We start from the raw sequence: 13,491 nt of genomic DNA, 5'->3' as shown, positions 1-13,491 counted from the left end.
AAAGCCTGTTTCCTTGTGGACGCAGAAAAGCCCTTATATCTGCTACTTAGTGTGAGGTTTTCCTACACTACATTACTAGTTTTCGCTGTTGCACAAACAGCAGAAACGATATAAATAATGACTATAGTGTATTCCAACAGAATGCGGTTTCTTGTTAAAGAAAATATAAACAATTTTACTCAATAGGGATAGAAATCCCTTAAAAATTATCTCAACGGTAGTATCTTACTGCTAAAAACAGATTTACGCAATTCTACCGTGTTAGGCAGCAGGGTAACCTGGTATTTTCACGGCTGTATGCAACTAGTAGCAGTACTCAAACGCTCAGGAGTAGCACCAGATGCATGAGAAATCAGGGTAACTTGCCGTTTGCCGTTGAATACCCAGCCGGTAGCAGGTACGATCACAATTTCTTCGCTGGTTTTTATAACCCCAACCGATTGCACTTCTGTCTCCAGCCTCCAGCCATATCAGTCAGGTCTCCCTATGATACTTCAGTACTTTCACTTATTGCCTGAACTTGAGCAAGTTTGTAGTTGCAACTGGTATAAGTAATGCTGGCAGTATATCCTGGAGCTTGAAAATTTTTGTTAAAAATTTTGAAGAATGTTTCAAAAGAATCTTTCTATAGATAGGTGAAACATCGATAAGTTTTATAGATTTAGCTTTCCTCTTTATCTAAAAAGTTGTTTATTTACTAGTAGTAATCGTTCGTTTCGTGCAGTTAATAACACCTGCATTGTTGGAGGAGGGTGCTATGTCCAGAAAGAGTACTTGTTGGGGTTGGTACTTAGGGCTGGGGATGATCATCGCTAGTGCGTACGCTGGCTGGGCAAAGTGTGCGATTGGGCAAAGCCCAGTGCCTTCGGCAATCGCTCAAATCCCCCCTAATCAAATTACCCCTGATGGGACTCTACCCAATAATTCCACCATCAACATCAACGGGAATATCTTTAATATCACTGGCGGAACCCAAAGAGGAAATAACCTGTTCCACAGCTTCAAAGATTTTTCCGTTATCAATGGTAGCGAAGCTCACTTTAACAATGCAGTTGATATTAACAACATCATTAGCCGAGTCACAGGTTCATCAGTCTCAAATATTGATGGTTTAATCAAAGTTTTGCAAGGGAATGCCAACCTGTTTCTACTGAATCCTAATGGCATCGTCTTTGGACAAAATGCCCGTTTGGATATTCGCGGTTCATTTGTTGCAAGTACAGCAAACAGCATCAAATTTGCGGATGGCTTTGAGTTTAGTGCCAAGAATACTCAAACTACACCGCTACTGACAATCAGCGTTCCCCTTGGTTTGCAATTTGGGGCAAATCCGCAAAAGATTCAGGTGCAAGGCGATGGTCAAGGTGTAAGGAGTTTCAATGATCCGATTATTGACAATAATCAGGCTGCTGTGCGGGTGCCTGAGAATCAAACCCTAGCTTTGGTGGGTGGTGATGTCAGCTTAGAAGGAGCAACGCTCAAAACTGCTGGGGGACGGATAGAATTGGGCAGTGTTGCAGGTGAAGGTTTAGTTAGCCTCACGCCCATCAACAAAGGCTTTGCCTTGGGTTATGCCGCCGGGCAAAACTTTGGCAATATTGAACTATCCAGCCAGGCAACGGTTGATGCTTCTGGTGCAGGCGGTGGCGATGTCCTGTTAACAGGTAGGCGCGTCACCCTTAAAGGGGGTTCCCAGATTGAGGCAAGTACTCTCGGATTACAGCCTGGAGGAACTGTGGCACTGAACGCTAGTGAATTGGTGGAAGTAAGTAATCCTGGCAGTGGCTTATTTGTTGAAGTTTACGAAGGTGCCACAGGGGCGGGGGGAGACCTAACGATTAACACACCTGTGCTGCAAGTTCTAGACCGAGCAATTGTCAGTGCTAGCACATTTGGTGCAGGGGCAGGGGGAGACCTGACGATTAACACTGGTACTCTGCAACTGGAAAATGCCTCACAGGTTAGAGCTAGCACTTTTGGTGCAGGTCAGGGAGGAAATTTGTCTGTCATTGCTGACTCTGTCAAACTTTCAAACAGCTACTTGAGCGCACAAGTTCGCCAAAATGCTACCGGGAATGCAGGAGACCTCACAATTAAGACTGGTACTCTGCAACTGGAGAATGGAGCACAGGTCAGTGCTGGCACTTTTGGTGCAGGGAACGGAGGAAAGTTGACGGTAGATGCTTCTAAAACGGTGGAAGTGATTGGCACTTCCGCCAATGGTCGGTTTTCGAGTGGCTTGTTTACTCAAGCTGATCCAAACGCAACAGGGACGGCAGGAGACTTGACGATTAACACACCTGTGCTGCAAGTGAAGGATGGAGCAATTGTCAGTGCTAGGACTTTTGGTGCGGGCAAAGGAGGAAATTTAACGGTGAATGCTTCTGAAAAGGTGGAAGTGATTGGCACTGCTGCTAATGGTCGAAGAGCTTCATTGTCTAGCGATACTGATTCAGAGTCAAAAGAGGCGACAGCGGGAAATCTGACGATTAACACACCTGTGCTGCTAGTGGGGGATGGGGCATCTGTCAGTGCTAACACTTATGGTGCGGGCAAGGGTGGAAATTTAACGGTGAATGCCTTACAGGAAGTGCAAGTAATTGACACCAGAATTGATGGTAAAAATGGCAGCGACTTGGAAGCTGACACTTATGGCACAGGAAATGCAGGAAATTTAACTATCAACACTCGGCGTTTGGTTGTCAAAGATTCACAAGTAGGAACTACGACTTTTGGTCAAGGAGATGCAGGAATTCTCACAGTTAACGCTTCTGAATCAATAGAACTGAGCGGATACTTGTTTGATGAAGTTGATGAATATCCTGCTGGCTTGTTTGCTCAGGTAAACTCACAAGGTAGCGGTCGTGGGGGTACGCTGAACATCGAAACAGGGCGCTTGAGTATCAGTAATGGAGCCAAAGTGCAAGTTGCTACTTTTGGTCAAGGCGATGCTGGAGATTTGTTCATTAATGCTTCGGAAATAGACATATTTGAAACTTCTCAACCCAGATATACTTACTATCCTACAGGTATATTTGCTGGTGTTAGAAGTACCCGTTCAGCTACGCAACCACCTAAAGGTAACGGAGGTAGCGCAAAAATTGAAACGAATCGCTTGACAGTCAGAAATGGCGGAGTAGTCACAACAACTACTCAAGGGGTGGGCAATGCAGGATCATTGCGAATTCGTGCGACTGAATCTATAGAAGTTTTTGGTACAGCCCCAGGCGCACAATTTAGAGACTCTGAGGAGCCGCGTAATAGTGAAATTAGTGCTGCAAGTACATTCCGAAGCACAGGTAATGGAGGTTTGTTGAGCATTGACACTGGCAAGTTGATTGTCAGGGATAGGGGTACGGTGAGTGTCAGGAGTGAAGGAAAAGAGCAGGCAGCAGGTAACCTAGAAATCAACGCTCGCTCTATCAACCTAAACAATCAAGGAAGCATTACAGCTACCACCAACTCGGGTAACGGTGGGAATGTATTCTTAACAGTCAAAGATTTCTTACTCTTACGCAATCAAAGTACAATTTCCGCCACTGCGGGTACTGCACAACAACCTGGCGATGGCGGTAACATCAATATCCAGGCTCCCAATGGCTTTGTCGTCGCTGTTCCCAATGAAAATAGCGACATCACCGCCAATGCTTTTAGTGGCAGCGGTGGTAATATAACTATCAATACTACTGGTATATTTGGGTTTGCACTACGCAGTGGAACAGACATAGCGAGGTTGTTGGGAACAACTGATCCAACCCAACTAAACCCAGTTAACCTACAAACAAATGACATCACGGCGTTTTCTCAACAAAATCCTGACGTCAGCCAGTCGGTAAGAACTGTAGAAACAGATTTTAATTTTGAATTAGTGGAACTGCCCACAGTAGTCGTCGATACCTCAAACTTAATTGACACTAGCTGTGGTGCCCTTGCTAACAGAGAAGGCAATCAATTTACCGTTACCGGACGCGGCGGTTTGCCTCCTACCCCATACGAACCCCTCACTACTGATGTCGTTTGGTCAGATACTCGTTTGCCAGCTACCACAGCGCGGCAAGATCGACAGCAGACACCCAGCGCAAAACCAACTTCTAAACCTGAAGCTGTGGCAATTGTACCCGCCACTGGTTGGGTGTTCAACGGTAAGGGTCAAGTCACGCTGATCTCTCATACGTCAAGTGCTGCCAATTCCGGGTCTAGTGCTACTAGCTGCGCTCAACGGTGAAACAATATATTATCAGTTATCAGTTAATTATTCTGTAATTATTCTGGGTGTTCACTGTTCACTGTTCACTGATAACTGATTCGCTCAGCGTGTTAGTGAGTTTACGCTTGTTGGCGAGAAGTGATATACGGTGTCGTCAGGCGCAAGACGAATAGCTGTGTTATAATCTGTCATGGCTTTTAACATATCCCCTATTTCATGGTAAAGCTGACTGCGCCAAAGGTAGAAAAGGGCGTTGTCAGGATGGAGATGAATAGCTTGGGTGTAATCCTCAAGTGCGCCCTCTTTGTCCCCTAGATTCTTGCGACGAAACTTAGCTCGTTCAGTATAGAGGTAAGCATTCTGGGGATGAAGACGAATTGCATTATTCAATTCAGCAACCGCTTGTTGAACATCTCCTTGTCGCCAGGAAGTATAAGCTTTTTCAATGTATGTAGCCGGAGTAATCTGTTGACTACTAGATGTAGTATTTTCTGTAGTAGCAGGTATATGTTTCTCTTCTGCTGTACGCACAGAATCTGCGGTGCTTGAAGAAGGCTTGCTCGAATTAAGACTCGAATTAAGAGCTTTATGTACTACACAAACAGTCGAGCCTAGGGCTAATATAATTCCAACTGTCACAAGTACTGCTGCAAAATCATTCCCAACAGTGCTACTAGAGCTATGAAAGTCTTTTATATATTTTCCCACCAGAGGCTTTTCTTCAACTGTACTGGCTTCTGCCGATTGGAGAACACCCGTACCAATTAGTCCTGCTGTAGTTAGCAGTGGTTCGGTAGCAAGGATTTTTTGCTTTATCATCTGGTGTACTCCACTACATTGCACAGCGTTTGAATAAGTAACATAACTAAAAAATAATTGATTTGATAAGAAAATACTTTAGCCAGATTACACCTGATTTTTCACCAAACTCTTTATGCGGTAGGTCGCCATAGGATCTTATTCTCCCAAAGTCGGTCTTATTTGACTTCTCTAAATCGAACTAGTCCGAAGGAAAAATTATGACTCTATCTAAGGTAAGCTCTACCACCCTAGGGCAGGTATCACAGTATAGTCTCTGATAGACCATTATAGAAACTTGAGAGTTGATAAATAAAGTGCATCATAAATATATAGGGTACGTTAACATCCTCTGATGCACAGACTAAAATGGTGCGTTACGTCGCTGCAAACTTAGTCAAGAAGAAAAACTCTTGCATGAAAGCGCCTAAGGCACCCTGTAAAAATTTAATCTTTATTTTATAAATGACCTGCAAGGAAAAGATTTAGTTTCAATTTTAATCTTAATAGCAGCTTTGTATATATGAAGTCCTATTTCTCTAGTTAAAGATTTATAAGGAAATGTTATAAGAAAGAAATAAAACTGTCAAAGAAGACAAAGATTATTCTGAGCGATCGCAATAAACGCAATAAAGAATAAAAGAATACAAAGATTCTTCTGAGCGATCGCAATAAAGAACAATAGCCGTTCTCACTTGCATACAGTACAAGGTAGGGCATAGCTTCTTATTGTACCTTGTAGTATATAATACTAAATACAAAACGGCTATATATATAAAGTTAAAGTTCGGCTTGCTCTAAACCTTTAAAGAGAAAGTGAAACTAGCGAGATGCACAGGAAGCAGAATTTTGCAAACAAGGGTGAGGATTATTGGTGGATGCACTAGAGATGAGAGTGACTTCCGCTTTAGCGCTAAACACCCAACCAGTCGCAGGGACAATTTTTACAGCATCAGCTTGTTTGGATGGTGGTTTAACTACGGCGACTTCTGAAGGTTGCGGCTGTGCTGTAATCTTTGGAATGCTAGTATCTGACCAAACCACATCACAGCTGAGGGGTTCGTTAGGGCTGGGAGGCAAACCTCATGCACGTAAAGTTTATACATCCCTGATGACATTCGATTGTTCCCAAATACTAAAAATTCTGGAAAATAGTATATGTAGTCGAACATTTTAAGACTAACCCAATTTTCTGTTGGAGAATATGACTTCTACCTTCTTAGAACGCTTGCACAGTCCAACACACCCAGTCATCGTCTTCGACGGTGCAATGGGAACCAACTTGCAAACCCAAAACCTGACTGCTGAAGACTTCGGTGGCGCACAGTACGAAGGTTGCAACGAGTACCTCGTCTACACCAAGCCAGAAGCGATCGCCAAAGTTCACCGGGACTTTCTCGCCGCTGGTGCAGATGTGATTGAAACGGATACCTTTGGCGCTGCGTCGATTGTCTTGGCAGAATACGACTTAACAGATAAGGCGTATGAACTTAATAAAGCAGCGGCGGAACTGGCAAAGCGCGTTGCTGCAGAATTTTCCACTCCAGAAAAACCCCGGTTTGTAGCGGGTTCTATGGGACCAACCACGAAACTGCCAACTTTGGGACATATCGATTTTGACACGATGAAATCATCCTTCGCTGAACAAGCGGAAGGGCTATGGGATGGTGGCGTTGATTTATTCATCGTTGAGACTTGCCAAGATGTGCTGCAAATCAAAGCGGCGCTGAATGCTATCGAAGAAGTTTTTGCCAAAAAAGGCGATCGCCGTCCGCTCATGGTTTCTGTCACAATGGAATCTATGGGTACTATGCTGGTGGGGACGGAAATCAACGCCGTGCTGACAATTCTGGAACCTTACCCAATTGATATTCTCGGTCTGAACTGTGCCACAGGTCCAGACTTGATGAAACCACATATCAAGTATCTCTCGGAACATTCGCCTTTTGTGGTTTCCTGTATTCCCAACGCTGGTTTACCAGAGAACGTCGGCGGTCAAGCTCATTATCGCCTGACACCAACGGAATTGCGGATGTCATTAATGCATTTTGTTGAAGATTTGGGTGTCCAAGTGATCGGGGGTTGCTGTGGGACACGTCCAGAACACATTCAACAATTAGCAGAAATTGCCAAAGACTTAAGACCAAAACAGAGACAGCCTCAACAGGAACCAGCAGCAGCGTCAATTTACAGCACCCAACCTTACGACCAAGATAACTCTTTCTTGATTGTCGGCGAACGTCTCAACGCCAGTGGTTCCAAAAAGTGCCGCGAATTACTCAACGCCGAAGATTGGGATGGACTGGTGTCAATGGCGAGGGCGCAAGTCAAAGAAGGCGCACACATTTTGGATGTGAACGTGGATTATGTCGGACGCGACGGCGTGCGGGATATGCACGAACTCGTCTCACGCCTGGTAAATAATGTCACTCTGCCATTGATGCTCGATTCCACCGAATGGGAAAAGATGGAAGCGGGACTGAAAGTGGCAGGAGGTAAGTGTTTACTCAACTCCACCAACTATGAAGATGGAGAACCGCGTTTCTTGAAGGTGTTGGAAATTGCGAAGCAATACGGTGCTGGTGTCGTTATTGGTACCATAGATGAAGAAGGAATGGCGCGGACTGCTGAGAAAAAGTTTGCGATCGCCCAACGTGCATATCGTCAAGCAGTTGAATACGGCATCCCAGCGTACGAAATTTTCTTTGACCCCCTAGCACTCCCAATTTCTACGGGTATTGAAGAAGACCGGACCAACGGCAAAGGCACAATTGAAGCCATCCGCCGCATTCGTCAAGAATTGCCTGGATGTCATGTTATTTTGGGTGTTTCTAATATCTCCTTCGGGTTGAACCCAGCGGCGCGGGTTGTACTGAACTCAATGTTTTTGCATGAGGCGATCGCTGCTGGGATGGATGCAGCAATTGTCAGCCCTAACAAGATTTTACCACTGGCAAAAATTGAGGAACGCCATCAAGAAGTTTGTCACCAGTTGATTTATGATGAACGCAAGTTTGAAGGCGATGTCTGCGTTTATGACCCCTTAACACAACTGACAACACTGTTTGAAGGGGTGACAACGAAACGCGACAAAGGCGTTGACGAAAATCTACCCATCGAAGAACGCCTCAAGCGCCACATCATCGACGGCGAACGTATCGGTTTAGAACAACAACTCACCAAAGCTTTAGAAAAATATCCCCCTCTAGAGATTATCAACACCTTCCTGCTAGATGGCATGAAAGTGGTGGGTGAATTGTTCGGTTCTGGGCAAATGCAGCTACCTTTCGTATTACAATCTGCGGAAACCATGAAAGCAGCGGTTGCTTACTTAGAACCGTTCATGGAAAAGTCAGAATCTGGTAACAATGCTAAAGGGACATTTATCATTGCCACGGTGAAGGGGGATGTTCACGACATTGGTAAAAACCTGGTGGATATCATCTTGTCGAACAACGGCTACAAGGTGATTAACCTGGGAATTAAGCAGCCGGTGGAAAACATCATCGACGCGTACGAAAAGCACAAAGCTGATTGTATTGCTATGAGTGGCTTGCTGGTGAAATCCACCGCGTTCATGAAAGAAAATTTGGAAGTCTTCAACGAGAAGGGAATTACTGTGCCGGTAATTTTAGGCGGTGCAGCGCTAACTCCCAAGTTTGTCCATCAAGATTGTCAGAACACTTACAAAGGTAAGGTAGTTTACGGCAAAGATGCGTTTTCTGACTTGCACTTCATGGATAAATTAATGCCAGCGAAAGTGGCTGGTGAGTGGGATGATTTGCAGGGATTTTTGAATGAAACCACAGATGGACACAGATTAACACAGATAGAAGAAGCTCCTGAGCTATCTGTATCCAGCAATGGTTCTGCATCCAAGGTAGAACCGCAGGAAGTTGATACCCGCCGTTCCGAAGCTGTGGCGGTGGATATCGAACGTCCGACGCCGCCTTTCTGGGGAACGAAGCTACTCCAGCCGCAGGATATTCCTTTGGAAGAACTGTTCTGGCATATGGATTTACAAGCTTTGATTGCTGGACAATGGCAGTTCCGCAAGCCGAAGGAACAATCTAAGGAGGAATATCAGGCTTTCTTGGATGAGAAGGTGTATCCAATTTTGTCGGAGTGGAAGCAACGGGTTATTGAGGAGAATTTGTTGCATCCGCAGGTGATTTATGGGTATTTCCCTTGTCAAGCTGAGGGGAATACTTTGTATGTTTATGAAACGAACCGCACAGACGCAGAGGTAAGAGCAAGTTTTGAGTTTCCGAGGCAAAAGTCTATGAGGAGGCTGTGTATTGCAGATTTCTTTGTGCCGAAGGAGTCGGGAATTATTGATGTGTTCCCGATGCAGGCGGTGACGGTGGGGCATATTGCCACGGAGTTTGCTCAAAAGTTGTTTGCAGATAATCAATACAGGGATTATCTGTATTTTCACGGCTTAGCGGTGCAGGTAGCGGAAGCGTTGGCGGAGTGGACACATGCCCGTATTCGTCGTGAGTTGGGCTTTAGTGCTGAGGAACCGGATAATATCCGGGATATTTTGGCACAGCGTTATCGCGGCTCGCGGTATAGTTTTGGGTATCCGGCTTGTCCGAATATTCAGGATCAGTACAAGCAGCTGGAGTTGTTGGAAGCAGGACGTATCAATTTGTACATGGATGAAAGTGAACAAATTTATCCTGAACAGTCTACGACTGCGATTATTACTTATCACCCAGTAGCGAAGTACTTTAGCGCGTAACCTCACCCCCCTCCCCTCTCCGAACTCACGGAGAGGGGTGCCCGAGGGGTGAGGTAATTAAACGGATGCCAAAGCTAAATTGATCTGAATTGTGATAACCATCTGTGCAATTATAGATATCCCTATATGGCTAGCTGGGGTAAAGACTAATTTATAAATGTTTACAAAGTTGAGTACAATGACTTTATTCAAATATAAGTATTTTTGCTCTGTGTTATGGAAGTGGATCAATTTCCCTGGCTCACCATGATTGTGGTGCTGCCACTCCTTGCTGCCCTGCTTATTCCCGTACTACCCGATAAAGATGGCAAGCGCGTGCGCTGGTATGCACTAGGCGTAGGAATCGCGGATTTTGTCTTGATGTGCTATGCCTTTTGGAAGCATTACGATGCAAGCAACGCGACTTTTCAACTTGCACAGAAGTATGCCTGGGTGCCTCAGTTAGGTTTTAGCTGGGCAGTTTCAGTTGATGGACTATCTGTTCCACTCGTGCTTCTAGCAGGATTAGTAACGACACTTTCGATCTTTGCAGCTTGGCAGGTTAATGTTAAGCCCCGACTGTTCTATTTCCTAATGCTGGTGCTCTATTCTGCACAAATAGGGGTGTTTGTAGCCCAAGACTTGCTGCTGTTTTTCATTATGTGGGAGCTAGAATTGGTTCCCGTTTACTTGCTTGTCTCGATTTGGGGCGGGCAAAAGCGCCGCTACGCAGCAACTAAATTCTTATTGTATACCGCAGCTGCTTCTATATTTATTCTGGTGGCAGGGCTGGCAATGGCTCTTTACGGCGACAATATAACCTTCGATATCGCCGCGCTCAGCATGAAGAATTTCCCACTAGCGCTAGAATTGCCACTTTATGCAGGATTGCTGATTGCGTTTGGCGTCAAGCTGGCTATTTTCCCTCTGCACACTTGGTTGCCTGACGCACATGGTGAAGCTTCTGCTCCCGTATCGATGATTTTGGCTGGTGTGCTTTTGAAGATGGGCGGATACGGATTGATTCGCCTGAATCTGGAACTTCTGTCTGACGCACACATTTACTTTGCACCGATTCTAGCCACTCTGGGCGTTGTCAACATTATCTATGGTGCGTTGAACTCCTTTGCCCAATCGAACATGAAACGTCGCCTAGCATATTCGTCAGTTTCCCACATGGGTTTCGTACTGCTGGGTATTGCCTCCTTTACCGACTTGGGAGTCAGCGGGGCAATGTTGCAAATGATATCGCACGGTTTAATCGCAGCAGTGCTGTTCTTCCTGGCAGGCGTAACCTACGATCGCACTCACACGATGGCGATGGACAATATGGGTGGTGTTGGTCAGGTGATGCCCAAAGTGTTTGCTCTGTTCACAGTAGGTGCGATGGCGTCACTAGCTCTCCCCGGTATGAGTGGTTTTGTCAGCGAACTCTCGGTCTTTGTTGGCGTGACGACCAGTGATATCTACAGTTCGTCTTTTTGCACTGTGACAGTCTTCTTAGCCGCAGTGGGAGTCATCCTCACGCCGATTTATCTGCTGTCGATGTTGCGACAGGTATTTTACGGTTCTGGTGTCGCACTTAAGTGTGACATTAACAATGCAGGCTTAGAGAATCAAGAGGATGAGGGAACAGTTTGCTTCGGTACGGACTGTCTCCTACCTACCGAGGCAGTCTATATCGATGCTAAACCACGTGAGTTGTTTATTGCTGCCTGTTTTCTGCTGCCGATAATTGGCATTGGATTCTACCCTAAGCTGGCTACGCAGATATACGATGTGAAAACTGTCGCTGTGAATGCTCAACTTCGCCAATCCTATTCTCAAATCGCACAAACAAATCCGCAGATTTATGCTAAGGGATTCTTGGCTCCTAGAATTACAGAGCCTGAAGTAGCGCCCGTTTTGGGAATTGTCAAGTGAACTTATCGACTCTTACTTCTATGGAACATCGAGCGCTCGCCATGCAGGGCGGGCACTCTGTGCCATCGCTCTTTCAGGGGTGCTGGCAGGGTTTGAGCATTTTTGCAACTTTAGGTATGACAAAACTTTGCTCAAAATCTAGCAAAATATACACAAACATCTGAATTTTGCTAGACTAATTCTGAGAGTTCTACTACAGAACCACCTCGAAAAAGATTAAGTAGACCTTAATCTAAAACCAAAAGTAATCCCAAATAATTTAATTAATTAAGAGGGAATTAGGGTGTCTGGTAGTACATCCGAGGCGTAGAACTCAAAAGTTCCGTACAAAATTACGTTCTTCTTTTGAGTTGCTTAAAGCCGATGAACAAATGTCTGTTTATATTTGACTATGTGATTCGGAACTATAACGATCTGACTTTTCACGGGATGTGGAAAAGAAAGAGTGGTTCGCGACCTTCAATCGCGAACCAATCAGTTAATCTTTCTTATATTTAGAGGTTTTTTCAGCCAAATCTTTTAAACCTTGCTTGAGCGTTTCAAGGGAACGATCTATTGCTGAAGGGGAATTGGTTATTTACTCATTTCCGTCCTGGTTCTGACCCGTTTTACGCTTTGGCTGAAGCGCTGATTCCTCTTTATACCCCAAACTTAAATGCTACCAGGCGGATGGCGCAAACACCTAAGTTAGCTGACTATCTTGATAAAGGCGAAGTGACCCTGACTAAATCGAAAGAACGATTTGCTATCGGTTCGTTAACCAACGACCACAAGCGAACTGAAGAGTTGTAATTCGGGTGAGTAGGCGTTTGCATATACTCCAAGTGCAAACCCAAAGGAATCTCTAAATCTTTACTCGTATGCCATCCAGCTCGAGCAAGAGTTAATACGATGTGCTTATTTTCACGTAGTTGAAATTCCCGTGCGAAGTCGGCTAAAACTTGATTAAAAAGCTCGACGTTAACTTTGGGTAAAATCCAATAATACGTTTTTCCTTGGCATGGCGATTGCGCTCCGCGCACTGCCCTTTGGGCAATCGCCTGAATTATGCACCCTTTACTTCTTAGTTGCAATCATATCAATTCAAAATTCACGCATTTAAAATTCAAAATAAAGAAAGCTAGATCTAACCAGGGTTTAGCAGTGTGTATCTGTCGCATTCTTTTTTCACGCTTGGTATTACGGCTGCGCCTAATCTACTCTACAAAGTTTAATTAGCTACTATTTGTGTATAGGCTCCATTGTTTCTAAATTTAGGCAAGCCTAAAAACTTTATCCGCGCTTCAACCAAGCAAAGACTTGATCAACGGATAGTATTAGATTTATACCTTCTAATACTGGTAAAACATCTGCTCCAGCTAATAAATCGGGCAAGCGATCGCGATGATAAATAAAGATAGAGCGTTCACTCGGATCAATCAACCATCCTAGTTGGCTGCCATGTTTGAGACAATGTAGAATATTGCCTGTTACCTTCGTCTGACTTTGAGCGGGGCAAAGGATTTCAATGATCCAAGCTGGGGCAAACTCAATACCAGTGCTAATTATATCACCGCTATCATCCACTGGTAGTTGATGAGTGGGGACAACAACGACATCAGGAACTACTGAACGATTACCGACAGTACAGCGCAATTCTGGAAAGGCTTCGTAGTGACTCCCTGCTGCATCAATCACTGCAACTAAACGTTTCTGCAACAGGCTGTGTTTACCTCCTCCCATCGGTTTTTGAACTGCTTCTCCGTTAATATACTCCCAAGCTGGTGACTCATCAACGTATGGAAGTTTCAAAAACTCCTTTAGTGTAGTGGTTCCTGGAACTGTGATTGTCATTTCCATC

General features: G+C 44.8%; 8 protein-coding genes. 4 read left to right on the top strand and 4 right to left on the bottom strand.

The genetic code is table 11. The features are described from left to right. Positions 1 to 287: 287 nt before the first annotated feature. On the bottom strand, positions 288 to 446 hold the full coding sequence (locus tag V5G28_RS22725; protein ID WP_332987720.1) for a hypothetical protein: 159 nt from the start codon (positions 444 to 446) through the stop codon (positions 288 to 290). 311 nt (positions 447 to 757) lie between these two features. Between V5G28_RS22725 and V5G28_RS22720 the strand changes: the two genes are divergently transcribed. Further along, positions 758 to 4,225, top strand: coding sequence for a two-partner secretion domain-containing protein (locus V5G28_RS22720; protein WP_332987719.1), 3,468 nt, complete (start codon positions 758 to 760; stop codon positions 4,223 to 4,225). 84 nt (positions 4,226 to 4,309) lie between these two features. On the opposite strand, the gene V5G28_RS22715 is transcribed toward V5G28_RS22720, so the two are convergent. Continuing rightward, positions 4,310 to 5,026, bottom strand: coding sequence for a tetratricopeptide repeat protein (locus V5G28_RS22715; RefSeq protein WP_332987717.1), 717 nt, complete (start codon positions 5,024 to 5,026; stop codon positions 4,310 to 4,312). Between the two features lie 801 nt (positions 5,027 to 5,827). Then, entirely contained in the window at positions 5,828 to 6,085 is a 258-nt protein-coding gene (locus V5G28_RS22710; RefSeq protein ID WP_332987716.1) for a hypothetical protein, read from the bottom strand. Positions 6,086 to 6,209: 124 nt separating this feature from the next. Between V5G28_RS22710 and metH the strand changes: the two genes are divergently transcribed. The 3 genes from metH to V5G28_RS22695 all read left to right on the top strand — a co-directional run bounded on the left by metH (position 6,210) and on the right by V5G28_RS22695 (position 12,443). Further along, positions 6,210 to 9,749, top strand: coding sequence for a methionine synthase (gene metH, locus V5G28_RS22705; RefSeq protein ID WP_332987714.1), 3,540 nt, complete (start codon positions 6,210 to 6,212; stop codon positions 9,747 to 9,749). 216 nt (positions 9,750 to 9,965) lie between these two features. Then, positions 9,966 to 11,651, top strand: a complete 1,686-nt coding sequence (locus V5G28_RS22700; protein WP_332987712.1) for an NAD(P)H-quinone oxidoreductase subunit 4 — start codon at positions 9,966 to 9,968, stop codon at positions 11,649 to 11,651. Between the two features lie 555 nt (positions 11,652 to 12,206). Continuing rightward, a complete protein-coding gene (locus tag V5G28_RS22695) occupies positions 12,207 to 12,443 on the top strand; it encodes a hypothetical protein (protein ID WP_332987710.1) in 237 nt (78 codons plus the stop codon). Positions 12,444 to 12,923: 480 nt separating this feature from the next. Here V5G28_RS22695 and V5G28_RS22690 read toward each other — a convergent pair whose 3' ends face one another. Continuing rightward, entirely contained in the window at positions 12,924 to 13,484 is a 561-nt protein-coding gene (locus V5G28_RS22690) for a Uma2 family endonuclease (RefSeq protein ID WP_332987708.1), read from the bottom strand. Positions 13,485 to 13,491 lie beyond the last annotated feature (7 nt).

This window comes from Scytonema sp. PRP1 (assembly GCF_036697665.2).
In the GTDB taxonomy this organism is placed as follows: Bacteria; Cyanobacteriota; Cyanobacteriia; order Cyanobacteriales; family Nostocaceae; genus Kalymmatonema; species Kalymmatonema gypsitolerans.
This window is presented reverse-complemented; position numbering and strand designations above follow the sequence as displayed.

Coding starts and splice junctions, on each gene's coding strand:
- V5G28_RS22720 (WP_332987719.1), top strand. CDS start 758: ATGTCCAGAAAGAGTACTTGTTGGGGTTGGTACTTAGGGCTGGGGATG.
- V5G28_RS22715 (WP_332987717.1), bottom strand. CDS start 5,026: ATGATAAAGCAAAAAATCCTTGCTACCGAACCACTGCTAACTACAGCA.
- metH (WP_332987714.1), top strand. CDS start 6,210: ATGACTTCTACCTTCTTAGAACGCTTGCACAGTCCAACACACCCAGTC.
- V5G28_RS22700 (WP_332987712.1), top strand. CDS start 9,966: ATGGAAGTGGATCAATTTCCCTGGCTCACCATGATTGTGGTGCTGCCA.
- V5G28_RS22690 (WP_332987708.1), bottom strand. CDS start 13,484: ATGACAATCACAGTTCCAGGAACCACTACACTAAAGGAGTTTTTGAAA.